This window comes from Peptidiphaga gingivicola (assembly GCF_001652275.1).
Lineage (GTDB): Bacteria > Actinomycetota > Actinomycetes > Actinomycetales > Actinomycetaceae > Peptidiphaga > Peptidiphaga gingivicola.
Genome location: NZ_LVZK01000001.1, coordinates 495,988 through 522,260 on the forward strand (window position 1 = coordinate 495,988; position 26,273 = coordinate 522,260).

21 protein-coding genes and 2 tRNA genes are annotated in these 26,273 nt (G+C 61.5%); 12 read left to right on the forward strand and 11 right to left on the reverse strand.

The features are described from left to right. Positions 1-13 precede the first annotated feature (13 nt). The 7 genes from recF to A4H34_RS02040 all read left to right on the forward strand — a co-directional run bounded on the left by recF (position 14) and on the right by A4H34_RS02040 (position 7,835). The gene (recF, locus tag A4H34_RS02010; RefSeq protein ID WP_064230896.1) at positions 14-1,354 is read left to right on the forward strand and encodes a DNA replication/repair protein RecF; all 1,341 of its coding nucleotides are present in this window, start codon (positions 14-16) and stop codon (positions 1,352-1,354) included. Beyond that, positions 1,347-1,964 carry a DUF721 domain-containing protein gene (locus A4H34_RS02015; RefSeq protein ID WP_064231651.1) on the forward strand — a complete coding sequence of 206 codons (618 nt, stop codon included), beginning with the start codon at positions 1,347-1,349 and terminating at the stop codon, positions 1,962-1,964. Before recF ends, A4H34_RS02015 begins: the two co-directional genes overlap by 8 nt. A 158-nt stretch (positions 1,965-2,122) precedes the next feature. Further along, positions 2,123-4,213, forward strand: a complete 2,091-nt coding sequence (gyrB, locus tag A4H34_RS02020; protein WP_231870917.1) for a DNA topoisomerase (ATP-hydrolyzing) subunit B — start codon at positions 2,123-2,125, stop codon at positions 4,211-4,213. Between the two features lie 72 nt (positions 4,214-4,285). After that, the gene (gyrA, locus tag A4H34_RS02025; protein ID WP_231870990.1) at positions 4,286-6,814 is read left to right on the forward strand and encodes a DNA gyrase subunit A; all 2,529 of its coding nucleotides are present in this window, start codon (positions 4,286-4,288) and stop codon (positions 6,812-6,814) included. Between the two features lie 3 nt (positions 6,815-6,817). Further along, positions 6,818-7,333: a DUF3566 domain-containing protein gene (locus A4H34_RS02030; RefSeq protein ID WP_009198081.1), complete on the forward strand. Its 516-nt coding sequence runs from the start codon at positions 6,818-6,820 to the stop codon at positions 7,331-7,333. A 175-nt stretch (positions 7,334-7,508) separates the two neighbouring features. Further along, positions 7,509-7,582 (forward strand) — tRNA-Ile (locus tag A4H34_RS02035). A gap of 180 nt (positions 7,583-7,762) precedes the next feature. Next, positions 7,763-7,835: transfer RNA gene (locus A4H34_RS02040), tRNA-Ala, on the forward strand. A gap of 330 nt (positions 7,836-8,165) precedes the next feature. On the opposite strand, the gene A4H34_RS02045 is transcribed toward A4H34_RS02040, so the two are convergent. Next, positions 8,166-8,666 carry a GNAT family N-acetyltransferase gene (locus A4H34_RS02045; RefSeq protein ID WP_231870918.1) on the reverse strand — a complete coding sequence of 167 codons (501 nt, stop codon included), beginning with the start codon at positions 8,664-8,666 and terminating at the stop codon, positions 8,166-8,168. Between the two features lie 534 nt (positions 8,667-9,200). Between A4H34_RS02045 and A4H34_RS02050 the strand changes: the two genes are divergently transcribed. Continuing rightward, the gene (locus A4H34_RS02050; protein ID WP_064230900.1) at positions 9,201-12,866 is read left to right on the forward strand and encodes a leucine-rich repeat protein; all 3,666 of its coding nucleotides are present in this window, start codon (positions 9,201-9,203) and stop codon (positions 12,864-12,866) included. Between the two features lie 283 nt (positions 12,867-13,149). Here the strand turns inward: A4H34_RS02050 and A4H34_RS02055 are convergent, their stop codons facing one another. The 8 genes from A4H34_RS02055 to A4H34_RS02080 all read right to left on the reverse strand — a co-directional run bounded on the left by A4H34_RS02055 (position 13,150) and on the right by A4H34_RS02080 (position 20,326). Further along, complete coding sequence (locus A4H34_RS02055) at positions 13,150-13,878, reverse strand: class I SAM-dependent methyltransferase (protein ID WP_009198075.1); 729 nt, start codon at positions 13,876-13,878, stop codon at positions 13,150-13,152. Between the two features lie 335 nt (positions 13,879-14,213). Next, a complete protein-coding gene (locus tag A4H34_RS02060) occupies positions 14,214-14,939 on the reverse strand; it encodes a M50 family metallopeptidase (protein WP_064230901.1) in 726 nt (241 codons plus the stop codon). 83 nt (positions 14,940-15,022) lie between these two features. Then, positions 15,023-16,531 (reverse strand): MFS transporter, encoded by a 1,509-nt coding sequence (locus A4H34_RS02065; RefSeq protein WP_269452282.1) that lies wholly within the window; start codon positions 16,529-16,531, stop codon positions 15,023-15,025. Positions 16,532-16,723: 192 nt separating this feature from the next. Beyond that, complete coding sequence (locus tag A4H34_RS10565) at positions 16,724-17,038, reverse strand: ArsR/SmtB family transcription factor (RefSeq protein ID WP_082902997.1); 315 nt, start codon at positions 17,036-17,038, stop codon at positions 16,724-16,726. Positions 17,039-17,083: 45 nt separating this feature from the next. Beyond that, positions 17,084-17,824, reverse strand: a complete 741-nt coding sequence (locus A4H34_RS10825; RefSeq protein ID WP_156510214.1) for an acyl-CoA synthetase family protein — start codon at positions 17,822-17,824, stop codon at positions 17,084-17,086. Between the two features lie 356 nt (positions 17,825-18,180). Continuing rightward, a complete protein-coding gene (locus A4H34_RS02070; RefSeq protein ID WP_040323003.1) occupies positions 18,181-18,390 on the reverse strand; it encodes a helix-turn-helix transcriptional regulator in 210 nt (69 codons plus the stop codon). Positions 18,391-18,545: 155 nt separating this feature from the next. After that, positions 18,546-19,247, reverse strand: a complete 702-nt coding sequence (locus tag A4H34_RS02075; RefSeq protein ID WP_197480393.1) for an ABC transporter permease — start codon at positions 19,245-19,247, stop codon at positions 18,546-18,548. 146 nt (positions 19,248-19,393) lie between these two features. Continuing rightward, positions 19,394-20,326, reverse strand: coding sequence for an ABC transporter ATP-binding protein (locus A4H34_RS02080; protein WP_064230903.1), 933 nt, complete (start codon positions 20,324-20,326; stop codon positions 19,394-19,396). A gap of 285 nt (positions 20,327-20,611) precedes the next feature. Between A4H34_RS02080 and A4H34_RS11330 the strand changes: the two genes are divergently transcribed. After that, the gene (locus tag A4H34_RS11330; protein ID WP_064230904.1) at positions 20,612-21,922 is read left to right on the forward strand and encodes a ferrochelatase; all 1,311 of its coding nucleotides are present in this window, start codon (positions 20,612-20,614) and stop codon (positions 21,920-21,922) included. A 195-nt stretch (positions 21,923-22,117) separates the two neighbouring features. After that, complete coding sequence (gene hemQ / locus A4H34_RS11335; RefSeq protein ID WP_009198062.1) at positions 22,118-22,855, forward strand: hydrogen peroxide-dependent heme synthase; 738 nt, start codon at positions 22,118-22,120, stop codon at positions 22,853-22,855. Between the two features lie 134 nt (positions 22,856-22,989). Here hemQ and A4H34_RS02095 read toward each other — a convergent pair whose 3' ends face one another. Then, positions 22,990-24,003, reverse strand: a complete 1,014-nt coding sequence (locus A4H34_RS02095; protein ID WP_064230905.1) for an acrylyl-CoA reductase family protein — start codon at positions 24,001-24,003, stop codon at positions 22,990-22,992. A gap of 174 nt (positions 24,004-24,177) precedes the next feature. After that, positions 24,178-24,732: a hypothetical protein gene (locus tag A4H34_RS02100; protein WP_064230906.1), complete on the reverse strand. Its 555-nt coding sequence runs from the start codon at positions 24,730-24,732 to the stop codon at positions 24,178-24,180. A gap of 195 nt (positions 24,733-24,927) precedes the next feature. Between A4H34_RS02100 and A4H34_RS02105 the strand changes: the two genes are divergently transcribed. Together A4H34_RS02105 and A4H34_RS02110 are read left to right on the forward strand one after the other, a co-directional pair. Further along, entirely contained in the window at positions 24,928-25,437 is a 510-nt protein-coding gene (locus tag A4H34_RS02105) for a peptidylprolyl isomerase (RefSeq protein ID WP_009198059.1), read from the forward strand. Positions 25,438-25,537: 100 nt separating this feature from the next. After that, on the forward strand, positions 25,538-26,266 hold the full coding sequence (locus A4H34_RS02110; protein WP_064230907.1) for a rhomboid family intramembrane serine protease: 729 nt from the start codon (positions 25,538-25,540) through the stop codon (positions 26,264-26,266). Positions 26,267-26,273 lie beyond the last annotated feature (7 nt).

Here is a 26,273-nt window from a genome sequence, read left to right on the forward strand (position 1 = left end):
CGACGGAGAGAGCGTGTATCTTAGCGATCTCGCGCTGACGGATTTCCGCTCCTACGAGCGGGCGATCGTCGCCCTAAAGCCGGGGGTGACGGTTCTCGTCGGCGAGAACGGGCAGGGGAAGACGAATCTCATCGAGGCCGTCGGATACCTGTCGACCCTCTCGTCCCACAGGGTTTCGGGCGACGCCGCATTGGTCCGCCAAGGGGCGACGGCCGCGGTGGTGCAAGCGCGCGTCGTCCGCTCTTCCGCGCCGACGACGGTCGAGGTGGAAATCTACTCCGGCCGGGCCAACCGCGCGAGGATCAACCGCGGACTCGTGCGTCCGCCCGAAATCGTCGGCACGGTGCGCAGCGTCCTTTTCGCACCCGAGGACTTGGAATTGGTCTCCGGCGATCCCGCGGCGCGGCGGTCCTTCCTCGACAGAATCATGGTTCAGCTTCGACCGCGGATGGTCGCGGTCAAATCCGAGTACGACAGGGCGGCGCGACAGCGTGCGGCTCTGTTGAAATCGGCCGGTGCGGCGCGCAGGGGCGGCGGATCGGCGGACGCGGCCGCGCTGGACGTCTGGGACGTGCAATTGGCCAAGCTTGGAGCGAGGATAACTGCCGCCCGCGCGGAGATCGTCGCCAGGCTGCGGCCCCGTGTCGACGAGTTCTACGCGAAGGTCTCGGGTGGGCGCGGCCCTGCTGAAATCGCCTACCGCGCAAGCGCCGGACGGCTTACGGAGCGGGCGAACGGCGCCGGCGGTGGGCCCGACTTCGACGAAGGCACGCAGGAAGAGCTTCGCGACGTCGAGCTCAACGAAATCCGGCTCATCAGCGCCATGGCCGAGCGGCGCGAGGAGGAGATCAGACGCGGCGTGAACCTCGTCGGCCCGCACCGAGACGAACTTGAACTCGCCCTTGGGACGCTGCCCGCCCGAGGATACGCCTCCCACGGCGAATCATGGAGCTATGCACTTGCTCTCAAGCTCGCCTCTTGGCGGGTTCTGTGCGGCGACGAATCGGGCGAATGGGCGGAGGGCGGCGAGCCCGTCCTCATCCTCGACGACGTCTTCGCCGAGCTCGACGCGCGACGCAGAGACCGTCTGGCGCGAATCGTCGAAGAGGCCGAGCAGGCGATTGTCACAGCGGCCGTCGGAAGCGAGCTTCCGGCAGAACTGGGTGGGCGCCGCCTGACGGTGACGCTGGGGAACGTCTCGGAGGAGCCCGAGAGCGTTTCGGAGAAAATGACAAGCGTCGTCAAGGAATCTGGCAATGTCGCCGAGGAAACACGAAGCGATGGCGAGGAAGACGGCGGAAATGCGCCGGTCGCGGGGAACGGCCGCGCCGCGGAGGGCGGCGGCGATGGCTGACGGTGCAATCGATGCGGCGAAGAGGGCCGCGATCGAGCGAAACGGCGACGTGCTCGCGCTTCGCGCTCTGGATCGGGCTCGGGAGGCCTCGTACGCCCGCGGCGACGTGCGTACGAGGCGCCCGTCGGCAGCGCGGACTTTCGAGGAGGCCCGCAGCCGAGAGACGCACGATGCGGACGAGCCTCTCGGCGACGAGGTCCAGAGCCCCGGCCCGGGATGGGGCGACGTCGGAAGCGGCCCGCGGCCTTCGCACCGGGACCCCCACCCGATCGGCCAGATCCTCGCCCGCTATGTTCGGGACAAAGGGTGGCGCGAGAGGCTCGAGGTCGCATCCGTGGCCAGCAGATGGCCCGAGATTGTGGGCCCGACGGTGGCCAAGCATTGCACCGTCGAAGACTTCTCCGACGGCGGGCGGCTCACGCTGCGCACGTCGTCGACGTCGTGGGAAACCCAGATCCGCGCCCTTCAAGCGACCCTCGAGGCGACCCTCGCCAAAGAGGTGGGCGAAGGAGTGGTCAAGGAGATCGTGGTCAAGGGGCCGTCGCAGCCGAGCTGGAAACACGGCCGCTTCTCGGTTCGAGGGCGGGGCCCGCGCGACACGTACGGATGATGCGAGCGAAAACCCTGAGGAAACGTGCACTAGCACACGTACGGTCAGATTGGTCCATTCATTCCGTGAAGCGCGGTAGAATTGCTTAGGCCCCTTTGTTGGTGGGGGCCTACCGCAGCGGGGGCAGCGCTTCACACAGACGTCGTGATGGGCTCCGCATGCTTAGGCGAAGGAGAAACTCAAGCGTGACGACAGACGAAACATCCGCAGATAACGCGGCCCCCGAAGAGGAAAGCGTCGTCAAAGTCTCAAAAGGCCAGGCCTACGACGCCTCGTCGATCACTGTTCTCGAGGGTCTCGAAGCCGTCCGCAAACGCCCGGGCATGTACATTGGCTCCACAGGCGAGCGCGGACTCCACCACTGCGTGTACGAAGTGGTCGACAATTCGGTCGATGAGGCGCTGGCCGGGATCTGCGACCACATCGAGGTGACGATTTTGGCCGACGGGGGCCTGCGTGTGCGTGACAACGGCCGCGGCATCCCGGTCAACGAGCACCCAACGGAGCACAAGCCAGCCGTCGAAGTGGTCATGACGATCTTGCACGCCGGAGGCAAGTTCGGAAACGGAGGATATGCGGTTTCCGGAGGACTGCACGGCGTCGGCGTCTCCGTCGTCAACGCCCTTTCGACTCGAATGGAGACGGAAGTGCGCCGCGACGGGTACGTCTGGCGCATCTCCTTTGAAAACGGCGTCCCGACGGGCCCCCTCGAGCGCGGCGAGCAAACCGACGAGCACGGAACGACGCAGACGTTCTGGGCGAATCCCGACATCTTCGAAACGACGCACTACGATTTCGAAACCCTGCGGCGCCGCTTCCAGCAGATGGCCTTCCTCAACAAAGACCTGCGCATCACGCTCACCGACGAACGGCCGACGGCCACCCCCGAAGGCGACGAGGTCGTCGGCGAGACGGGAGAAGGCTCTCCGACGCCGGGGTACCGCAGCGTCTCGTACATGTATTCGGGAGGGCTCCTCGACTACGTCAAGCATCTCAACACGACGAAGAAGGTCGAGGTCGTCCACCCGGACGTCGTCTACTTCGAAGCGGAGGACCGCGAGAGGCAGATCCAATGCGAGGTCGCGATGCAGTGGACGTCCGCCTACTCGGAGACCCTCAACACCTTCGCCAACACGATCAACACCACCGAGGGCGGCACCCACGAGGAGGGCTTCCGCTCCGCGCTGACCTCCGTGATCAACAAGTACGCCCGTGACAAGGGGCTGCTCAAGGACAAGGACCCCAACCTTTCGGGCGACGACATCCGCGAGGGTCTGACGGCCATCATCTCGGTCAAACTCGGCAATCCGCAGTTCGAAGGCCAGACGAAGACGAAGCTCGGGAACACCGAGGCACGGACATTTGTTCAACAGCAGGTCTACTCGCATCTGACGGACTGGCTCGACATGCATCCGAACGAGGCAAAGGACATCATCCGCAAGGCCCTTCAGGCTTTCGCCGCCAGGGCCGCGGCGCGCAAGGCCCGCGAGGCGACGCGTCGCAAAAGCGTGCTCGAATCGGCGTCGATGCCCGGCAAGCTCAAGGATTGCACGTCGCGCAACCCGGAAGAGTGCGAGATCTTCATCGTCGAGGGGGATTCTGCGGGAGGCTCGGCCGTCAACGGGCGCGATCCCGAGCACCAGGCGATCATGCCGATTCGCGGGAAGATCCTCAACGTCGAGAAGGCGCGATTGGACCGCGCGCTTTCCTCGGACACGATCCAGGGGCTCATCACGGCCTTCGGCACGGGCATCGGCGACGAGTTCGACATGGCCAAGCTCCGCTATCACAAGATCGTGTTCATGGCAGACGCCGACGTCGATGGATCCCACATCGCAACCTTGTTGCTGACCCTCGTCTACAGGTATATGCGCCCCCTCATCGAGGGCGGGCATGTGTACCTGGCGATGCCGCCGCTCTACCGCATCAAGTGGACGAACGCCGTTCACGATTACGTCTTCTCCGATCGTGAGCGCGACGAGAAGCTCGTCGAAGGCAAGGACAAGGGCTTTCGCCTTCCCCGGGAGGAAAGCCAGCGCATCCAGCGATACAAAGGCTTGGGCGAGATGAACGCCGAAGAGTTGTGGGACACCACGATGAATCCCGAGGCCCGCACCCTCAAACAGGTTTCGATCGACGACGCCGCGGCGACCGACGAGACTTTCTCCATCCTCATGGGCGAGGACGTCGAGTCCCGCCGAGGCTTCATTCAGCGCAACGCGCACGACGTGCGATTCCTCGACATCTAAGGCAAGGAACCAGTGAGCGAAGACACCGTTTACAATCACGGCCTCATCAAAGGGGTCGACCTCCAGCGCGAGATGGAGAAGTCGTACCTCGACTACGCAATGTCGGTCATTGTGGGCCGCGCCTTGCCCGATGTGCGCGACGGCCTCAAGCCCGTGCACAGACGCGTCATCTATGCGATGTACGACGGCGGCTACAGGCCCGACAACTCGTTTTCGAAGTCGGCGAAGGTGGTCGGCGACGTCATGGGCCACTACCATCCGCACGGCGACGTCGCCATTTACGACACCGTCGTGCGGCTGGTCCAGCCGTGGTCGATGCGTTATCCGCTCGTTGCGGGCCAAGGCAACTTCGGCACGCCCGGAGACCTCGGCGCGGCCGCGCCGAGGTACACCGAAGTGCGGATGGCGCCCCTCGCCATGGAAATGGTGCGCGACATCAAGGAACAGACGGTCGACTTCGAACCGAACTACGACGGCTCGCTTCTGGAGCCGACCGTTCTCACATCGCGCTTCCCGAATCTGCTCGTCAACGGATCCGAAGGCATCGCCGTCGGCATGGCGACGCGGATTCCGCCGCACAACCTGCGGGAGGTCGCGGCCGGCGTCCAGTGGTATCTGGAGAACCCCGACGCGACGAAAGAAGAGCTGCTCGCGGCCCTCATACAGCGGATCAAGGGGCCTGATTTTCCGACTGGCGCCCTCATCCTCGGGACCCGCGGCATCGAGGACATGTATCGCACCGGCCACGGCTCGATCACCCAGCGGGCGGTCGTCGAAGTGGACGAGATCCACGGCAGGCAGTGCCTTGTCGTCACCGACCTCCCCTATCAGGTCAACCCCGACCGCCTGCTCGACAAGATGGTCGAAGGCATCAAGGACGGCCGCCTTCCCGGCATCGCCGACATCCGTGACGAGACTTCGGGGCGCGCCGGCCAGCGCATCGTCGTCGTTCTGAAGAAAGACGCCGTGGCCAAGGTCGTGCTCAACAACCTGTACAAACACACCCAGCTTCAGAACAACTTCCCGGCCAACATGCTGGCGCTCGTCGACGGCGTTCCCCGCACGCTCTCTCTCGACGGCTTCGTTCGCCACTGGGTGGCATTCCAAATGGAGGTCATCCTCCGCCGCACGGAATACCGGCTCGGCGAGGCCCTCAAGCGCCTTCACATCCTCGAGGGCTATCTCAAGGCGCTCGACCAGCTGGACGCCGTCATTGCGCTCATCCGCAGCTCGCAGACGGTCGACCTCGCCCGCACGGGCCTCATGGACCTGCTGGAGATCGACGAAGACCAGGCCAATGCGATCCTCGAGATGCAGCTGCGTCGCCTGGCCGCCCTAGAGCGCCAGAAGATCATCGACGAGTACGAGGAGAAGGCCGCCCTCGTCGCGGACTACAAGGACATCATCGCCAAGCCGGAGCGCCAACGCGCCATCATCGGCGAGGAGCTCGGCGCCATCGTCGACAAGTACGGAGACGACAGGCGCACGACGATTCTTCCCTTCGACGGCGAGATGTCGGTCGAGGATCTCATTCCCGAGGAAGACGTCGTCGTCACCATCACCCGCGGGGGTTTCATCAAACGCACCAAAACCTCCGAGTATCGGGCTCAACACCGCGGCGGCAAGGGAATCAAGGGCGCCTCGCTCCGCGGAGACGACGTCGTCGAGCACTTCGACGTCGGCTCGACCCACGAATGGCACCTCTTCTTCACAAATCTGGGCAGGGTCTATCGAATCAAGGGGTACGAAATCCCCGAGGCGGGGCGCGACGCGAAGGGCCAGCACATCGCGAACCTACTCGCCTTCCAACCGGGCGAGACGATCGCCTCGACGATCACGCTCAAGGGCTACGATCAAGCGCAGTATCTCGTGCTTGCCACGGCGGACGGCCTCGTGAAGAAGACGCGGTTGAGCGACTACGATTCGCCGCGCACCGGCGGTCTCATCGCGATCAAGCTCCGTGAGAACGGCAACGGGACGGATCATGTGGTGGCTGCCTGTCTGGTCGACGAGGACGACGACCTCCTCCTCGTTTCCCGCAAGGGAATGTCCCTTCGCTTCAAGGCGACCGACGAAGCGCTGAGGCCCATGGGGCGCCCCTCCTCGGGTGTGACGGGAATGAAGTTCCGCGAGGGCGATTCGCTGCTGACGATGAGGGTGGTCAGGGACAACGCGGAAGTCTTCGTCGTCACAGAGGGCGGTTTCGCCAAGCGGACGTCGGTCGACGAGTACCGGATCCAAGGCCGTGCCGGCTTGGGAATCAAGGTTGCGAAACTGACCGAGGAACGGGGAGACCTCGTCGGCGCCCTTATCACCGAAGGCGAAGACGTCATGGTCATCATGGAGTCGGGCAAAGTGATGCGGGCCTCTGCCGCCGAGGTTTCGAAGACCGGACGCAACACCCAAGGCGTCACTTTCGCCCGTCCCGACGGCGGTGACAGGATCATCGCAATCGCTCGAAACATTGAAACGACGATCGAAGCGGAGGTCGGGCAGTCCGACGGCGAAGGCGAAAACGCCGCGGACACGGTAGCCTCTGTGGTGGAGGTTTCTACGGAGACCGCCACAGATCACGCCAACCAGGCTGGAGCAACGGAGTAATCGATGAGTGAGAAACCGAAGACGGAGGCCACGCGCCCTACGAGTGGGCAGACCGAGGCCGCCGATACCCGCAATACAGGTTTCAAAGCGGCAGCGGCAAAGGGGAAGGCCGCATTGGGGGCCAAGTTCGCAGCCGACCCCCAACCGAAGCAGTCAGTGGGCATTCGACGGGTGAAGATGACGATCTCGAAGGTCGACCCCCTGTCAGCCCTCAAGATTGGCTTCATCACATCAGTCGCGATAGGCATCATGATCGTCGTCGCGATGATGATCCTATGGTTCGTTCTGAACAACATGAAGGTTTTCAGCCAGATCGACGACCTGCTTCAGACGCTCAACCAGCCCGACCTGCTCAGACTCGGCGAGTACCTCGAGTTCGGGCGGTGGATGAGCTTCGCCGTCATCATCGCCATCATCGACGTCGTGCTTCTGACGGCGATGGCGGCCGTCGGGGCGCTGCTGTACAACCTCATAGCATCTCTCGTCGGAGGCCAACGCATAACCGTCACCGACGAGTAGCGGTCGGATCCCCGGAGTTGCGCCCGCTTCCGTGGGCTTCGACGCCGTCGATCGCGTCGGCGTCGTCCTCGCGGACTCAATGGCCTGAGGTTTGAGGCACCGCACACATCCCTCGATTCAGGTTTGGAAATCGGCGAAACACTGGGGTAATCTAGACCGGCACCCAGAAGTGCGAGGGCCTATAGCTCAGTCGGTTAGAGCGCTTCCCTGATAAGGAAGAGGTCGCTGGTTCGAGTCCAGCTAGGCCCACGCAAGAACACGGAGGGAATGAATCATGAAGAAGATCGCAGTCACGGCCCTCGCATTCGTTATCGGATATGTCGGATGGGTTGGCGTCCAAAAGAAGCTTCAGGATCGGGCAGTCTGGTACGAGGTTTCCGATCCCGTCGAATAGTCCGGAAAGCACCTTCCTGCAACTGCTGCCGGCTCGGGGCTATGGCGCAATTGGTAGCGCACCTGCTTTGCAAGCAGGGGGTTACGGGTTCGAGTCCCGTTAGCTCCACTCATCCCCAGTTCGACCTCCCTCGGACTGGGGATGCTTGTGTTCGAGTTTCAACTGTCCGTTCAAAGGCTCCGTCATTGACGGCGGACGTCAATCGCCTTGATCGCTTTGATCAACACGACTCCCCCGACGACGCAGGCAATATTGCGTCCTACAGCCAGGATCTCCTCTCGTGACGTTTTGAATGAACATTCCACCTTCGGCGGCCACAATGCGACGTTGCATACGAGTTCCATGCCCATCAGCCTACGTCGAATCGGCCGCCGAAGGAAATGGCGGGAGGCAGGCGATTGAGTAGGAGGCAGGCGATTGAGCGCGAGACTCGAGATCTTAAGCTCGAGACTCGAGATCAACGATGTAGGCGTTGTAGGGATTGCCTTCTACGGGCGCGAAGCCGCACTGCTTATAGAGGTTGACGGCGCCGTTTCCCTCCTCGACGCTAAGGGACACTCTCTCGACGCGGCGATTCTGTGCCTCGCCGAGGAGAGCGCGTAGAAGCGACCGGCCGACGCCGCGGCGTCGGTAGCCGTCCCACACGGAAATGCTCAATTCGGGAACGCCGTCCGCTATATAGCCGAAGCCCGGATCCGTCGCATCGAAGAACGTCAGCCACGCCAGGCCGACGAGCCGGCCGTTTGATTCGGCGGCGAGCCCGAAATCGCCCGACGACTCGTCGAATCGGAAGTAATGGCTGAACTCCGGCGTCGAATCGATGTCGGCGTAGGTGAATCTGCGTGAGCCGGTCCAGTTCATGTTCGCGAGCGTCGCCGCTCGCATGAGCTCGCGGTCCGAAGACGACAGAGGTCTAAAGGTCAGGTCTGAGGCTTTCACCTGTCCAAACTATCAGGACTGACGCGATCGAGCCGCGGACCGCCTCTGTTTGCCCTTGCCGCGTCGCTCGGAGCCCTTGACTACAAAATCGAAGAGGGCGTGCGGGAGGCGATTCAGAGTATAAGCCGCTCCTTCGATGAAGGAATGCCAATCATCTCGGCGTTCCGTTTTCAACTGAAAAGATGGGTATTGAAATCCATCGACGCGGGCGTCGGAACGATATATGATCAAAACGTTCTAAAGCGGTAGGGATGCCGCTTCGCTCACCACCACGTTCCTCGCCGTCTGCCTCTAATATGGAGGGAAAATGTGTAATTGAAAAAGAACTCCGAGTTCTTCGCGGCGACGGCCGCCCACGTGAGGCCCGCGACGCGATATCTCGCGCGAAATCGGACTCTTTGTCACGCCGCGTGCATTGACTGACGCAGCGGTGGTTCGAACTAAAGTCTAAATTGCCTCGCAACATGGCGGAGACGCCACTGCATTCCCTATGCGCGCTCATTGCACGCCTTCATTGTCACCATGGAGGAGATCATGTCCACCTCTTTTAAAAGATTCTCTTATACCGCGGCTTTCGCCGTTATCGCCGTGGCCACGTCCGCGTTGGCGCCGGCGGCTGCAGCCACGCAGGGCGCCGACGCCCCGAAGGCCGCGACCGTTCTAGGCACTCGTCTCCCTGCAGACAGGACCGACGACCCGAACGGCCAGAAGAACAGCCCGAACGGCCAAAACGACCCCGACGACGCTTCGCCTCAGTCAGGCTCCCCGTCGGAAGAGTCCGAGGCCCCCTCGCAAAATCCTTCAAACAACACCGAAAACAAAGCATCTCCGGGATCCTCCGGCGCGACTCCGGCGGACGCCCCGAGCGCAAGCGCGGCGCCCGCTGACACGCCTTCCACGCCGACCGGAGATTTTGACATTGACGGCAACGGGAAGCTCGTGCGATACAAGGGTTCGGCCACGGACGTGACGATCCCCGACTCTGTCAAAGTCATCGGCGAGTACGCCTTCAAGCAAACCGGCGTCGTGAAGGCGAAGATCCCCGCCACCGTCGTCGAGATCGAAAAGGGGGCCTTCTTCGGATGCAGCGCCCTGACGACGGTCGAATTCGAAGACACCGACGCCAAACCGAGCCAACTGACCAAGATCGGCGAGCTCGCCTTTTACAGGACGGGGGCCTTCAAGGAGACGGCCCTCCCTCGTTCGGTGACGTCCCTCGGACGATCGGTTTTCAGCAAGAGCGGGATTCAGAAGATTTCGCTGCCCGCAGGGGTCACGGAGATTCCCGACGAGGCCTTCTTCCGTGCAAGCCACCTCAGCGACGTCGCCGTCTCGGACAACGTTGAGAAAATCGGATACAGGGCGTTCGGCAGAACAGGCAGTCTCAAGGCTCTCAAGGTCGTTGGGGCGAACGGACAGGTATCGACGGGTTTTCCGTCAAAACTCAAGGCTATCGGCAAGTACGCTTTCTGGTACTCGCCGATCACAGAAGTGACTTTCCCCGCGGGAATGGAGTCGATCGGCGACGACGCATTCGACCGCTCGAACTTGACCAAAGTGACCTTCAACAAAGGTTTGAAGTCCATTGGCGATGGGGCTTTCGCAGGCACAGACATCACCGATCTGACGATTCCCGATTCGGTCGTCGAAGCCAAAGGCGCGATGAGGGCCATGAGAAAACTCGTGACCCTTCACATCGGCAAGGGCGTAGGGCCCGATCAGCTTGACGGTTCGTTCTTCGGAACCAAATCTCTTAAGACGATCACCGTTTCCCAGGAAAACCCAAACTACAAGACAATCGCCAATGTGCTGTTCAACGGGGAAGGAACCAAGCTCATTGCGATTCCCCTAGGCCGCACTTTCGACAACGACACGGTGAAAAAATACAGAGTGCCGGCCGGCGTGAGAGAAATCGCCAGCAGTGCGTTCTCGGGCTCCGATTTCAAGGAGATCGATTTCCCAAGCAGCGTTCGAACCATCGGCGACTTCGCTTTCAGCCATTCGGCGCTCAAGCGGCTGGAGCTTCCCTCTAGCGTCGAGAGCATCGGAGAGAACGCCTTTTCGGAGTGCACCAGTTTGGAAAGCGCCGACGTCGGAGGCGCCGTCAAGATCGGCGCGTCCGCCTTTTCGAACGATTCGGCGCTTAAGAGCGTTAACTTGCATCCCGAGCTAAACAGGCTCAAGGAGATCGGTGCCTTTGCCTTCTTCTATTCAGGATTGGAAAAAGTGAAAACGCCGGATTCTCTGGCGACGATTGGCGAGCGCGCCTTCTGCGCCAACCAGAGCCTTCTCGAGATTCGCTTCGGTTCTGGACTGGCGACTATAGGGGAAATGGCTCTCGCAGACACACCGAAGCTTCGCTCGATAGAGGTGGCCGAAGGCAACCCCGTCTTTAGCGACGATTCGCGCAAGATGCTCTACGCCAAGCGCGAGAACGGCTTGCACCTCGTTGCGTGTGCCGGGGGTTCCGTGGGCTCAGACGTTCGAGTCAAGGACGGCACCGTGGCGATTGAAGACTCTGCATTCTTCGGCGTTGCGTCTATGCGCTCACTCCACCTGCCGGAGGGCCTCAAGACTTTGGGAAGCCGTTCTTTCGAGGACGCAACAAACCTGAGCAACGTTGATTTCCCCGACAGTTTGGAGGTCGTCGGCGGCTTCAACAACACCGTGTCCCTTCACAAGGTCGATTTCGGCACTCAAATCACGTCAATCGACAGAGCCTTCACCGGAAGGACTCCCGAGCGGATCATCGTGCGCGGAGGCAAGAACGGAAAGTACGATCAGACCTATGGGAACTCGAATGAAACCGTGTCGGCATACTTTGGCGAGGGGATGACGGACATTCGCTACACGGACGGCCGCTTGCCGAAGGTCCTCGTCCTGCCGAGGAGCTTGAAGGACTTTGAGCTAGGCGGCGACACGTCGGGCAACGAGGCGCGGAGGGCTTCGGCGGTGTTCTACGTGGCTGCCGAACCCGGTTCGTCTGCGTGGAAGCTGGTTCGGGAGAAGATGTCGAACGCAGGCATGGATCCGAACAAGCAGCTCAAACGGTACGCGCCGATGAGCGTGACCACACAGTCCCGAACCTCTCAGGGGAAGGTCACCGTTACGGTCAATGTCCGCGGCGGCGTGGCCGAGGGTTCCCACCAGGCGCGCATCCTCACCGTCGGTTCCGGTTCGACGAAGGCCTCGGACTGGGTTGAAGCGAAATCCGTGGGCGACGGCTACCAGGCGACTTTGACGTATGACGTCCCCGCCTCGGGTCAGAAGGTCAAGGTCGAGGTCCGCGACCACACGGAGTTGACAGTTCAGAAGGACGTCACTGCGGGCAACGACCCGGGGCCGAGCCCGACGCCGACGGCCTCGCCGAGCTCTTCTCCGTCGATCAGCCCCACCGTTTCGCCCACGGCGTCGCCGAGCGCAACGTCGTCGCCGAGCGCTTCTGACGGGCCGACGGCCTCTCCGACCGCTTCGCCCACGGCAAGCCCGACTTCTACATCCAGCCCGACTGCCACGGCGTCGCCGACCGCCCAGCCCGGTGCGCCGTCGGCCGAGAATGCGTTCGTCATCGGCGGCAAGGAAGTGCTCTTCGGCCGCGCAGGCGACACGCCTTTGGTGGGCGACTGGGACGGCGACGGAATCGCCACCCCGGGAGTCAAGCGCGGAAACACCTACTATTTGGTCAATTCGATTCGGGGAGGGAAGGCCGACGTCGTCTTCTCCTACGGCCGTGCAGGCGATACGCCTTTGGTGGGCGACTGGGACGGCGACGGAAGCCAGACGATCTCGGTGCGCCGCGGGCACACCTTCTACCTCAACACAGGGCTCGAAGGCGGCAGCGCCGAAGCGACGTTCATGTTTGGGCGCGACGGCGACACCCCGGTCGTCGGCGACTGGAACGGGGACGGCAAAGACACTCTAGCCGTCAGGCGTGGATCCGTCTTCTACTTCACCGATCGGCTGGCGGGCGGCAAGGCGACGAGCGAGTTCACCGCAGGCGACGGCAAGGAGGTCGCGTTGGCCGGACGCTGGATCTCGGGTCAGAAGACCGACACCATCGGCTTGGTCTCCGACGGAACCTTCCAAATCCTCGATCAGAAGGGCGCGGGAGGATACTTGTCGCAGGTGGCGCGTGCTCCCCGATACCTTTCCGGGGTGTTCGCTGACGAGGAGCCTGACACCCTTGCACTGCATGGGTGACAATGGCGAGCGCGTCGGCGCCGGATAACTGACGCAACGCGCGCAGGCGACTTGGGGCCGGGGCGACGAGTCGCCCCGGCCCCAAGTCGTCAAAGAGCAGACAAGCGGCAAAAGGCGGGCAAGCGGTCGAAAGTAGGCGAGGCGCCAGAAGGCAGGCGGACTGTCAAGGGCGGCAGAGCGCCAGAAGGAAGGCGGACTGTCAAGGGCGGCAGAGCGCCAGAAGGCAGGCGAGCCGCCTAAGGGTAGCCAGAGGACTGGCAAGCGTCAGCGGATGCGTTCGCGGCTACTCGGCCGCGGCTCGCAGCATCTTGCTGGACACCCAGGGTCCGCTCCACCAGGCCTGCCACCCGAGGCTCTTGGGCCCCTCGATTTTCAGGCCGAGCTTCGACAGCTCGTCGGCATACTCATCCATTGCTTTAAGATCGGCGATGACGATCCTTCCGCCCGGTTTGAGCACGCGAACCGCTTCTCGGATCGCTCGGGCGCGCCTTTCGGCTTTCGGTATGTTGTGAATGGACATGCTCGCGGTGATGAGGTCGAAGGAGCCGTCTTCGAAGGGAAGCTTGGTCATGTCGCCCGTGACGAAATCGATGCGCGAATCGACTCCGTTGGCTTTCGCGTTGGCGGTGGCCGCCTCTTCTCCGTTGCCGGACTGGTCGGATTTGCGCCACAGGTCTATGCCGGTCAGCTTCGCCTCGGGGAAGCGCTGAGCCGCCATGACGATCACTGCTCCGCGTCCGCAGCCCAAGTCGAGGATTCGTTCGACGTCGGCGTCGTCGGTCTCGCTCAGGATCCTGCGCCAAACGGCGAACTTCCCACGAAGCGTGGTGTGCAGGTAGATTGCCGTCCCCCCAAGGAACTGGATCGTCAGCAATCCGTAGACGATTGGCTGCCACGCGCTGCCGCCAAGCGCCCCGAGTGTCGCGGACGCGAACATGACTCCGGGTATGAACCACAGGATCGGCACGTAGGCGGCGTCGATCCCATACGATCCACGCGGTTTCACTTTCATAGACTTCCCTGGAGTATCAGTGGTTTACAACAACTGTGAGGATACTCTGCGAAGCGGACGCGTGTCGACGGCGGACCCAGAGTCGAGAGGCTGTCTTCAATGTTGCGTTGTGGAAACGGCCTGCCCGCGACGTCGGCTTTTCATTGTGGAAACGGCCTGCCCGCGACGTCGGCTTTTCATTGTGGAAAGGGACGGCGTCAATCTCTGCGCCGACGCAAGTGCCGGTTCGAGCGTCGACGCTCTCAAGCGCCGACCTCAAGTTGCAGGCCTCGAGTGCGGGCCGCTTCTACGGCGCTAGGGCCCTGGGGCGGCATTGGGACTCTGCGGCGTTGGAATCATGCGACGGCGTCGAACGCCACGCGGACCGCCCACGCGCTGGCGGCGAGGTCGACTAGGAGCCATGTGAGGATCCACATCCAAGACGGCATGCGCGTGAGCGCGGCCAGCGTGAAGTGGTCCTGCTCGCGGTCGCGCGTGCGGGCGACGTCCTGCAGCGACGTCCAAGCGCCGATGAGGAGTATGAGACCGATGCCCGCCACAACTCCCGCTTGGGCCAGCGCGCCGACCTGGATGCGGTCTCCGAGCTGCCACAGCGCGGCGAAGACGAGCGCCGATCCGAGGATGACCAGCACCGTTCGGACGGATCGCGACATGACAAGCAGGCCGATGAGCGCCACGATCGTGACGATGACGATTGCCTTGGACCACCCGTTCAAGGCGCCGACGACGAGGAAAGCGCCAAGGAGCGCCGGGGCCGGATAACCCGCCCACGTCGTGAGAATGCGGCCGGGGCCCGTCGGTTTGCCCTTTGTGACGGCGTGCCCGGACATGTCGCGTTGGACGACGAAGCCCTGGAAGCGCCGTCCGCAGGCGATGCCGACGACGGCGTGCCCAGCCTCATGGACCACGGTTACCAGCGTGCGTCCTCCGCGCTTGACGGCCGGGACAGCGAGCGTGAGCGCAAAGATGCAGGCCCCGATGAGCAAAACGGCGATATTTCGGTCGTCTGTAAACAAGCGAGGCTCGGCCCAGTCTAGCCAGGAAGCGGCGATGGTCGTCATGAGTATCAGTGTTGCACGTGAAACCTGGAAAACGGCTACAAGACGGAACGAGCGGCATTCTGGTTGTCACTTGTGCTTGGATCTCACTTTTCTTCGTTTGGTCCGATCGTCTTGCCGAACGCGAAACCAAGTGAAATCACGGCTCCAATGGCAAAGGACACGACTGGGAGCCAAGTGGATGTCTCAAGAACCCGTGAATATGCAGTTCGATAAGGACCGGGGGAAAGCACTGCTGAAGCTTTAGCTTGTCCTCCTCCTGAACCAAGTGACGCTAGCTGCATTTCGATGATGGCTCCCATTGCAGCCATGCCTATCACCCCGCCGACGATTCTCATGGTGTTGAAGATGCCGGACGCTGCGCCATGGTCCGTCGGAGCAACACGTCGCAAAGAATAAGTCGCAAGCGGAGGCCAGACGAAGGCAATGCCGACGCCAAAAACAGCGTATCCTGCAGTTACAAGAAGAGTGCTCCGACCAGGGTTCATGGCGTATTGCAAGATCAACGAACCTGTGGTTGCGAGAAGAAAAGCGGGGGTGAGAATTGCGGCGGGATGGAGCCTTGCAATCGTTTTTCCGACGAATCGCGCCAGCACAACAGTTGCAACTGGCATTGAAATTGCAGTAAGAGCTGCAAGCAAGGCCGACATTCCCATAACGCGCTGTAGATAGTACATAACGGGAATCAACTGAGCATTGACTGCTAAAGATGACAAGACGAGCGCAGCAATCGACAGACTGAAGTCTCGGTTCCTAAATAAACGCAAAGGAATTAGAACTTCGTTCTGCCTGAGTTGGGAAAGAACGAAGCATGTAAGCAGAGCGAATGCGCCAACCAGAAGCGCCCAAAAAGCGGGAGCCTTCAGACTGGTTCCTTCTTGAATCGTGAGAATGAGGGCAGTCAGCCCCGTAAACGAAAGGACAATGCCAGGAAGGTCGAAACGATGCGAATGGCCGGCGAAATGTGGAATGAAGCGCAGGGCACAGAAAACGGCGATCAGACCTATAGGGATATTGACGAAGAAGATCCAACGCCAATTCAAGAAAGAGACGAAGAAGCCGCCGAGGATAGGACCAAGCAACGTAGCCGAGCCTTGGACGGCTGACCACGCCGACATGGCGTATCCTCGAGACTTGCCTGTAAAGAGCCTGTTGACGACCGCCAGGGTTTGAGGGCCCATCAACGCCGCACCGAGGCCTTGCACGATACGCGCTGCGATTAGCATACTGATACTAGTGGAGAACCCACACCATGCTGAAGCGACGGTGAACACGATAAGGCCGCTGACGTATATGATTCGGGGCCCATACTGGTCGCCTAGCCGTCCTGTGAAGAGCATGGGAACTGCATAAGCCACCATGTACGCTGTACTTGCCCAAATCACTAAGCTAAGTGACGTGTGTAGATTTGCTTGTAGTTGAGGCTGCGCAATCGCGACTATCGTCGTGTCAAGCATGATCATGAAGAACCCCGCGGATACGGCCCATAGGGCGGCCCACGGACGCACTTCATTGTGATTAATACGAGATTCCTTTGAATTTGATGATCTTCTTGCATTAGAAGTTGTGTGTAAATTCTTATAATTATTTTTCATTTATAAATCGCCTCTTTCGCGCCAAACCTACACCTGTTATTAGAACTACCATGATGTAGGTATCGGCTATAAAGGAAATACGGATTATCTATCCGCTGATAACTTCTGGTTGGTTATCAATGACGAATGGTCAGAACAGAGCGTCTAATCCAGGAGCCGACTTGTGTTTACAAGGCTAGCCTTTGCTCACCTTCAAGAGCTTTCTTGAAGAATAGCGGCAAGCAATCCTGGAAACCTCTGTTCCATTTCGTCTCGTCGTACGCTAATGAAACGTGCTCGCCCCTGAACTGTTGTATGTGTAAGTCCTGCTTCACGCAGAATTCGCCAATGGTGAGACACAGTAGCCGGACTTACGTCGATGTTCCGTGCAATCACGGCACACTCAACTGGCTCCGTATGGCTGTATGTCAGACGAAGCAACTCTCGACGAGTTGGATCGGCAAGCGCACTGAGAATCGTCGTGAGATCGAACGAATCCATGGAAGGTTGGGGGATCGACCTCATCATACTTCACCCTTCATCCAGGATCGCCGATGAAGTGATGTTACCAGACTAGAACGCATAAGTGTCACCACCTTTCGTGAGTCGATAGCTGTCTGCTTCTGCAGGTCTCTTATGCGGCATTGCTTCAGTTCCAGCTTTTGTCCGGTTAAAGTTTGGATAGAGGGAGGTGACGAGTTCTTTCCAATTGCGTTTAATGAAGTTGCGGGCTAGTTTTCCACCACCTGATAAGTGAGGAAGCTCAGGAACAACGTAAATAATGTTCGGAGCTGGCTTGCTGCGCAATCGACGTGTGATGATTTCATGAATCGCTGTAAGATTGACTGCCTTTTCCGTCCTTGAATCGTTTAGGACTAACAACGCCAGAAGCGACGGCCTTCCATTGACCTCAGCTACAAAGACTGCGGCTTCAGAGACTTCGTCAAGAGCGACAAACTCGGACTCTACCTCAGCCGGGTAGACAGACTCTCCCTCAAGCGTTTCAATGTCTTCGAATCTCCCAAGGACAGTGACAGTTCCATCCTCATCGATTCGTGCAGCGTCGCCCATGGCATACCATTCATTGATAATCCGCTGCGGCGTTGTTTGGCTTGTAAGCCAGTTAATGATTTTCATTAGTTGATTATTGTTTTTCAAGTTCGGTTGTTGCGTCGAGAAGCTGTCTGTTCGTAATGAATGCGTTTTCACTCTATTTCCTTTCTTCTCCGCTTCTGTCCGCCAAACGGTGGTGGGCAGAATATAAACCGCTCGGTTGAAATTCTTGCCGTGGTTGCGGTTGGGTTTGACCGCCAAAACAACACCTTTCTTAACTTCACGGTGAATTCATATTTGCTCTAACAGTACTATGAATTGATAACTATCGAAATAAAATAGTTCAGAATGTGATTGTTGTCTCTGACGGAAGTTTCTCCAGATGTGACCTAAGCATTAAGAACTTTCGTGAAGCTTAGTTCGAGGTTTGGATTCTTGGCAATGGTCGTCCGTTAAAGTATGAATGCGAAAACTGGAAGTCGATAAGGGGTTGAAGGTTGTCAGAGCTTTTGATCCGATTGCCTGCGTGTGTGGTTGTTAGGCAAACCAAACTGCGGTTCAGATAGTTAAACACCCTCGTTCGTTAAAGGGGCGTTGTATTCGCACGTCGGCTTCTCTTAGATCAACGGCGGGAACTCGTCGAGGCTGAAGACCGATTCCACCGGGACGCCGAACCATCGGGCGATCCTCAAGGCCAGATGCAGGGAGGGCGCGTACTCGCCGCGCTCGAGATAGCCCATCGTCTGATAGTGGATTCCGAGCTCCTCGGCGAGCTTGCGGCGCGTTACCCCGCGAGCTGCCCGCAGCACCGCCAGGCGATTGTGCACGCGTTCGTCTCTGCTGCGCGCGTCGTCGTCTTTGGTGCGTGCGCTCTTGTCCTTGCTGCGCGTGCCGCCGTCGTTGGCGCCCACAGCGTCGTCCTTACCGGGCGCACCGCCCTCTTTCCCGCTTGGATCCGGGTTCTTTTGTTGTTTCGTCCTGCTCACGCGTAACCCCTCGAAACGATCTTCTCCCGTGCTGCCGCGACCGATCCCATTGTCTCGCGACGTATGCTGCGTCGGAGAATGCGGGGTGCGGCGATGTATCCGGCCACGGCCCATGCGGTTAGGACCACGAAGGCGATCAGGGGTTGGAACGATCCGGATATCTCCACCGATCCGAGTTCGGGTGGGAGCACGGCGCTGCGGGCGGCGTGTGCGCCCCAGTAGATCGGAGTCGAGGCCGTGACCCACTGGAGGGGCTTCGGAAAGACGCTGATGGGAGACACAGTGCCTGCGCCGAAGAAGAGCATGCATAGGAGGCACAAGCAGACCAAAAGACTCAGGGTGGAGTGCACGAGCGATCCCAATGCCACTCCGATGGGGAAGAGGACGACGAGGGAAAGAACGAGGCTGGCCGCCAGGACGAGGAAGTCGGCGAGGGAAGCCGGCCGCAGATCGGGGAAAAGGAGCAGTCCCACAGACATAACGACTACTAGAATGAACCCGTTTACGACGGAAAAAGACAGAACCTTCCCGAACATCCACGATTCCGTTCCGCGCGGCAAAATGCGCATGCGCAAAAAGGAGCCGTCATTGTGTTCGCGGAACATCTCGCCCATGATTTCAGCGGCGCCGAGCAGGCCGATCGATCCGAGCGCGCTCACAAGGGCGAAAGCGCTGTTTGGGACCAGCTCTGAATCCAAACCGTTCCATTCGTTGAGAGCCAAAAACAGGAGGAACAATGGGCCCAGGCATAGCAGACCGATAGAATTCCGCGTAAGAAAAGCTATGCGCAGTTCGGCGCGGGCCTGCAGACAGCCCGCTCGGGCTGCAGTTCGCATTGAGTGGATCATTGGTCGCCCTCCTTCGGCGAGTTTCTTGTGGTCGGCGGTTCGGGCGTCGGTTCCGACATTCTGGTCAAGGCGGAGTTCTGGGCCCCCTCGACTAGGCCCAGGTAGGCGTCTTCGAGGGACGTCCTGCGAACTTCGAGGTCGCTCACGGACGGATCCTGCATCAGCTCTCGCAGAAATGGCTCTGGCTCCGGCGTCGCGTGCACGTAACGGCTTCCATTCGAAGCCCACATGACTTCGGCCTGCGTCTCGACACGGAGCCGCAAAGACTCGGGCGACCCCTCCGCAGCGACTCGTCCCTCGTTGAGGATGAGAATCGCATCGGCGAGGCGGTCGGCCTCCGACAGGTCGTGGGTCGTCAGAAGCAGTGCCATTCCGGCGTCGACTTCGTCGGCGACGATGTCGTGAACCGCTCTTTTCGCCGTCGGATCGAGCCCGGACGTGGGTTCGTCGAGAATGAGGAGATCCGGGCTGGTGGCGAGTGCGGCAGCGAGGTCGAGGCGCCTGCGCAGCCCCCCGGAGAGGGTCGAGATCGTCTTGTACGCATGCTTGCCCAGGTCGAAGGAGTCGATCAGCTCCGAGACGTCGCGGCAGTCGCGGATTCCTTCGTATGAGGCGCGTATCCAGTTTAGGAACTCCATGACGCGCCATTTCGCGTGGTCTCGTTGAGCTTGGAGCGTCATGCCTATCCTGGCCTGCCAAAGCGGATTGGAGTTATTGGTCGGATTTTCGCCGAAGACTTCGACGGAGCCTGCATTTCGAGGAACCAGGCCTCTGATGATCTCGACGGTCGTTGTTTTTCCGGCGCCGTTGGGCCCGAGCAAGGCAACCGTCTTCCCCCGCTCGACGCGCAAGTTCAGACCGTCGAGAACTGTGACGTCCCCGTACTTCTTCGTCAGATTGACGACGTTGACGACTGCATCGGCTTTCATCTCGCCCTCCTTACTGTAATGATACTTCAGAATGTAGCAGTAGTGCTATCAACTATGCAAGCAATGCGACATTCTGGTTGTCGCTTTCCAGCATTTCGAACCGTTTGCGTGCGCGCCTTTCCCTCGCCTGAGCAAGCGCCTGTGTGTAGCATCGAGTGTGAGCTTGAACCGTTCCAGTGAATCCAGGCGCCCTTTCAGCGGCGAATTCGCGGATGCGCGCAGACGGCTGCAGACGTTTGCCCTTCCGTTTCCGGCCTTCCCGATTCCTTGAGTGAAAGGCGACAAATGCGAGGTTTGACCCCCTACGACGCCGTGCTGCTGCTGTCCTACGGCGGACCGAACGGGCCCGAAGACGTTCTTCCCTTCTTGCGCAATGCGACGCGAGGACGCGGAATTCCCGAGGAAAGGCTCCTCGCCGTCGGCCGACACTACGAGAGATTCAAGGGGGTTTCGCCGATCAACGCATGGAACCGCAGGCTCCTTGCCGACCTTCGCAGGGAGCTGCGCCGCCGCGGGCACGAAATCCCCGTCGGTTGGGGAAATCGGAACTGGCATCCGTTCGTCGACGAAGGTTTGGCGGAACTGGCCGACGCCGGGGCCCGTCGCATCCTCGTTCTGCCAACCTCTGCTTACGCTTCGTACTCCGGTTGCCGCCAGTATCGAGAGGACCTTGACAGTGCTTTGGCCTCTTTCGAAGGGCGCTACGGGCACGCGGCGCTAGGCGCGGAGTCAAGTGCGGACAACGCCGAAGGCGCCTCGTTGATCGTCGACAAAGTCCGTCCCTTTTACAACACGCCGGGAATGGTCGGCGCGCAGGCGAAAGCGATCGCTGCGGCCTATCGGAGGCTCGCGGACGATGGGATTGATGTGGAAAACGTTCGCCTCGTCTTGGTCACGCACTCGATACCGGTCGCAATGGAAGAAGGCTCGGCGCCCACCGAGGCGGAACGATCGTCGATCGCTCCCGATCTCTCGACGGAGATCAGTTACGTCGCCCAACACCGGGCGTTGATACGGGCGTTGCTTCCTCTCGTGCGCGGCAGCTTGGGGCTGAGCCGGATCGAATGGGATTTGGCGTTCTGTTCGCGTTCCGGGCCGGCATGGTCGCGGTGGCTCGAACCGGACGTCAACGATCTTCTCGAGGAGCTGGCAGACGGGGGCGCGGGGGACGAAAGGCGAGAATTGGAGCGGAAGGCAGACGGGGGGCCGACGCACGGGCGGCCTGCGCGCAAGGGGCCGACCGGCAGGCCCCCGGTGAGCGGGGTTGTCGTCGCACCCATCGGTTTCATCTACGACCACATGGAAGTGGTCTACGACCTCGACGTCGAAGCGCGGGGAACCGCGGCCAAGGTTGGCTTGCCCTACGAGCGGGCCGCGACGGTTTCCACGGACGGGGATTTCATCGCGAGCCTTGTCGACGTGCTCGAGGAGCGAGCCGCCCAAGCGCGAGGCGAAGACGTCCAGCCCGTCACCTTGACGGGCGCCGGACCGTTCCACACCGTTTGTCCGGAGCAGTGTTGCCGCTCGGGGCGGCCCGGCGTTCGTCAGCAAGGCGAATCCGATGCGGCACGAGCCGGGCTCCGCCTCGAACGGTGAGGTCCCGAAGGGCGCAAGGCGCGGGCCGTGGGCGCAGGCAGCCTATAAGCGACGTCCAAGCCGAGCACGTTGGGCTCGCCCAAGCGGTGCGCCGGCAGCCCGCGGCACGGAAGGCTTCTAAGCTGCGACAAAGGCATAGACTGGGGGAAGCAGAAGAAACCGCCAATCGCCCACGCCAACCCGAAGGAGACCCTTATGGATGAGCATATGCAGCGCGTGCCCGATCCTCGTGACGCGCAGAACGTCGACCTCGACGCAATCAACAACGCTTTCCACTACGCGTTGTACGCGGTATTCCGTTTGGCCGATCCTTTGCCCGCCGACGCCGACGCGCGGCGCCTGCTCATAGCCGAGAGCGCGGAGTGCGCCGATGGCGCGGCCGTCACAACGCGCGGTTGGTATGACACGGCGGGCTTTCGCGCCGACGCCGATTTGATGGTGTGGTGGATCGACGACGACCCCGAGCGACTCCAAGACGCCTATCACAGGTTGCGCGCCAGTGCCCTCGGCCGCTGTTTAGAGCCCGTTTGGACGTGTATGGGGCTTCACACTCCTGCGGAGTTCAACCGTCGCCACGTGCCCGCATGCCTCAGCGGCGTGGCGCCGCGCGATTGGCTGATGGTCTACCCGTTCGTCCGATCTTACGATTGGTACCTTCTCAAGGCAGAGGAGCGTTCGCGCATCATGGCCGAACACGGGCGCAACGGCTTCAGCCAGTACCCGGACGTCAAGGGTTCGACACTGGCGACGTTCGGGTTGAGCGATTACGAGTGGATCCTGGGCTTCGAGGCGGACAGCCTCGATCGCCTCGAAGGCGTCCTCCACGCGCAGCGTTACACGGAGGCGCGCCTCTATGTGCGCGAGGACACACCTTTCTTTACGGGCCGACGCGTGGATCCCATTGCGTGGGGAGAACGCCAGCCGCGAGCTTGAGGCGGTGCGAGAGGCCCGGTGCGCCGAAGGAGCAGCGCAGCGCGAAACCTCCGACAACCAGTCCTTTCAATCGAGGAAATCAGCCTCTCAGCCATACGACGGCGATTGGGGTCCGTCACGGCGATTGAGGCCTGTCACGGCGATTGGGGCGCGTCCTCCTCAGATATCCGAACGACGACGCGGCCGCGGACCCCTTCCTCGACGATCTGGAAAAGCGACGATTCGAGCTCGTCGAAGGCGATCTCCGAGGTGATCGCGCGCAGAGCTTCGGCCTTGAGGGAATCGGTCAAAATCTGCCACGTGCGTTTCCGCACGTCGTCCGAGGGGAAGGTGACGGTGACCCCGAGCAGGTTGACCCCTCGGAGGATAAAGGGGAGCACTGTGGCATTCAAAGCGTTTCCGCCGGCGTTGCCGAAGGCCGCGATCGACGCCCCCGGCGCCGCCGTTCGCGTGAGCCAGGCGAGGGTGTCGCCGCCGACGGCGTCGATGGCCCCCGCCCACAGGCCCTTTTCGAGCGGCCGCTTGCCAGACGTGTCCGGCCGCGGCTCGACGCGCGCGGCGCCGAGCGAAACAAGGTAGTCTTCGGCGTCCCGCCGGCCGGTGAAGGCCGTGACCTCGTAGCCGCGGGCGGCCAGCAGGGCTGTTGCAATCGAACCGGCGCCGCCGCTGGCCCCGGTCACCGCAACAGGCCCGGCGCCGGGGGCGAGGCCGGCGTCCTCGAGCTTGAGCACCGCCATTGCGGCCGTGACGCCGGCCGTTCCGATGGCCGCCGCCTCAAGGAGCGAAAACCGCGACGGCACAGGGGTGAGCCAGGCGGAGGGAACCCGCAGATACTCGCAGTATCCGCCGCTGTGCCGTTCGGAAAGGGTGGCGCCCACGATCGAGACGGGAGCTCCGACGGCGAGGCCGGATTCTCCGGGTTCGACGACGACGCCGACGGCGCAGCAGCCCCCGACCATCGGGAGCGATCGCGCGATGGGGGCCCGGCCCGTCGCGGCCAGTCCGTCTTTGTAATTGACGGAGGAATGCGTCACCCGGACGAGGGCGTCCCCCTCCCCGAGCTCGGAGAGGGGCACGCGCACGTATCGCCCGCGGACTCCTTCAGGCGTCTCAAACAGTTGGTATGCTGCGGCGTCGTTCGTCATCATTTGTCCAACTCTCGATGCGCAGGCCGGGAAGCCTGCGGCGGAAAGGTTTATCGGGTTCTCGGCTTGCGGCCCTGGGCTTGTGCATCGGGGCTGAACGTTGCGTCAAACCTCGGGCGCTGCCTCAACTGCCCCAAAACCCTGGGCGTTGCGTCAAACCCTGGGCGTCCGCCGTGTTCAGGCCTTGTGCTTGCCGGATTCGGCCTCGTCGGAATCCTCGGTGGGAACCTCGACGTCCTCCCAGTACGACTCGGCCCAGGGGTCCTCGACGGGCTGGCTTCGCTTCCACAGGAGGACGGCCGCGCCTGCTGCGCCGCCGAGGATGGCCAGAGTCCCCGTCAACTTGAGGAACCGGCGCTTCTTCTTGGGCTTGGGGTCGGCGAGGGCTGCTGTCGCGGACGCCTGAACGGCCTGGGCCTTGGTCTTGAGATCGCCCTCGGTCGTGCGGGCGGCGTCGACGGCTGCTCGGGCGACGCGCTTGGCCTTGGGGATGTAGTCGGTGACGGCCTTGTCTTTCGCCTCAGCTGCGAGCTGGGCAGCTTGGGCGGCCTTGGGGGCGACCCACTCCTTGCCCTGATGGGCGAGCTCTTGGGCTTGTGTTGCCAAGTGGGCGGCGACCGGACGGATCTTCTCGGCGGCCTGGCTCGCGACGGCCCCGGCCTGGGCCATGAGGTCCTGAGCCTGGGCGGCCTTCTTCTTAGCCTTCTTTTTCTTGGAACGGCAGCAGAACACTGCGAACCTCCTTCGGTTGTCCGGCGTCGACCGGAAATGACTGTACTCTCCCATTTTGCCGGGTTTGCCGCGAAATGTCAGCCCGAACGCGCTTTGCGCCCGGTGTCTGCCCATTCGTTTTCGCCCGCAGCGCATTAGTTTGCTGTGAATCGACCTGCCGCCCATCCCGCCGCGGCACTGTGGGAAGATGTACACATGGAAGCAACACTTCACACCAATCACGGCGACATCGTCGTGGAGCTGTATCCCAACCACGCGCCCAAAACAGTCGCGAACTTCGTCGAGTTGGCGACGGGCAAGCGCGAGTGGACCAACCCCGCTACGGGAGAGAAGACCACTGAGCCGCTCTATAACGGCACGATCTTCCACCGCGTGATCGACGGCTTCATGATCCAGGGAGGCGACCCTCTGGGTCGCGGAACCGGAGGCCCCGGCTACCAGTTCGAGGACGAGATCCACCCCGAGCTGAACTTCAACGACCCTTACGTGCTCGCCATGGCGAACGCCGGGCCGGGGACCAACGGATCGCAGTTCTTCATCACCGTGGCCCCGACGACCTGGCTTTACGGCAAGCACACGGTTTTCGGCAAGGTGGTCGACGACGCGTCGAAGGCCGTCGTCGACGAGATCGCCAAAGTGTCCACCGACATGCGCGACAAGCCCGCCGAGGACGTCGTCATCGAATCCGTCGACGTCGCTGAATGACATTCCGCAGGCCGCGATGAGTGCATTTGCCTCCGAACGAGACGACCCTGGGTTTTCGCCGTCAGGCGATCTGCCGAGCTCTGAAGAGCCGCGGAATTCCGTGGATGTTCCCGGCGTCGGCGAAACGCGCGATTCGGGCGGAGGCTCCGCGGGCGGCGCTCGCAGACGGCTGACCGTCTTCAGCGAGCATTGGCCCAGAGCGGCCGTGACAATGGTGCTCATCGCGGCTTGCGTAGGAGTCGACCTCGTCACCCGGGTTGAGGGATCGATCGGCTCCTATCTCGTGTTCATGCCGAAGCTCTCGGAGCAGGAACCCTATCGTTTTCTTGCTTCGGCGTTCGTACATGCCAACTTCTGGCACCTGCTGCTCAACATGTACGTGCTGTGGGTGTTCGGATCCGTTCTGGAACCCGTCATCGGGCACGCCAGGTACCTGGGGATCTACCTTCTCTCTGCCGTCGCCGGGAATGCCGCGGTCATCCTCACGGCCGACCCTCTGGGCAACTCGTGGTTCACCGCCACGGTCGGCGCGTCGGGCGCGGTCTTCGGGCTGCTGGGCGCCCAGCTCGTCGTCGCCCGGGTGTCCGGGGCGGACCTGACGGGTTTCCTGGTCTTCATCGCGCTCAATGCCGTCATCTCCCTGAGCCCCGACTCGGGGATCTCGTGGCAGTCCCACGCGGGCGGATTCGTCGCGGGGGTGGTGGCCATGTATGCCTTTTCGCGGGCGCGCGTCCTTTCGCCGGAAAAGAGGCGGATCGTCGACGTCGTCGCCTTCGCGGCGCTCAGCGAAACGCTGGTCGTCGTCGTCGCCGTATGGGGCTATTCCTGAACGCGCC

Excerpts from the sequence above, each read along its gene's own strand:
- A4H34_RS02015 (WP_064231651.1), top strand. The coding sequence starts at position 1,347 with ATGGCTGACGGTGCAATCGATGCGGCGAAGAGGGCCGCGATCGAGCGA.
- gyrB (WP_231870917.1), top strand. The coding sequence starts at position 2,123 with ATGCTTAGGCGAAGGAGAAACTCAAGCGTGACGACAGACGAAACATCC.
- gyrA (WP_231870990.1), top strand. The coding sequence starts at position 4,286 with ATGGAGAAGTCGTACCTCGACTACGCAATGTCGGTCATTGTGGGCCGC.
- A4H34_RS02030 (WP_009198081.1), top strand. The coding sequence starts at position 6,818 with ATGAGTGAGAAACCGAAGACGGAGGCCACGCGCCCTACGAGTGGGCAG.
- A4H34_RS02050 (WP_064230900.1), top strand. The coding sequence starts at position 9,201 with ATGTCCACCTCTTTTAAAAGATTCTCTTATACCGCGGCTTTCGCCGTT.
- A4H34_RS02055 (WP_009198075.1), bottom strand. The coding sequence starts at position 13,878 with ATGAAAGTGAAACCGCGTGGATCGTATGGGATCGACGCCGCCTACGTG.
- A4H34_RS02060 (WP_064230901.1), bottom strand. The coding sequence starts at position 14,939 with ATGACGACCATCGCCGCTTCCTGGCTAGACTGGGCCGAGCCTCGCTTG.
- A4H34_RS02065 (WP_269452282.1), bottom strand. The coding sequence starts at position 16,531 with ATGAAAAATAATTATAAGAATTTACACACAACTTCTAATGCAAGAAGA.
- A4H34_RS10565 (WP_082902997.1), bottom strand. The coding sequence starts at position 17,038 with ATGATGAGGTCGATCCCCCAACCTTCCATGGATTCGTTCGATCTCACG.
- A4H34_RS02080 (WP_064230903.1), bottom strand. The coding sequence starts at position 20,326 with ATGAAAGCCGATGCAGTCGTCAACGTCGTCAATCTGACGAAGAAGTAC.
- A4H34_RS11330 (WP_064230904.1), top strand. The coding sequence starts at position 20,612 with ATGCGAGGTTTGACCCCCTACGACGCCGTGCTGCTGCTGTCCTACGGC.
- hemQ (WP_009198062.1), top strand. The coding sequence starts at position 22,118 with ATGGATGAGCATATGCAGCGCGTGCCCGATCCTCGTGACGCGCAGAAC.
- A4H34_RS02095 (WP_064230905.1), bottom strand. The coding sequence starts at position 24,003 with ATGATGACGAACGACGCCGCAGCATACCAACTGTTTGAGACGCCTGAA.
- A4H34_RS02105 (WP_009198059.1), top strand. The coding sequence starts at position 24,928 with ATGGAAGCAACACTTCACACCAATCACGGCGACATCGTCGTGGAGCTG.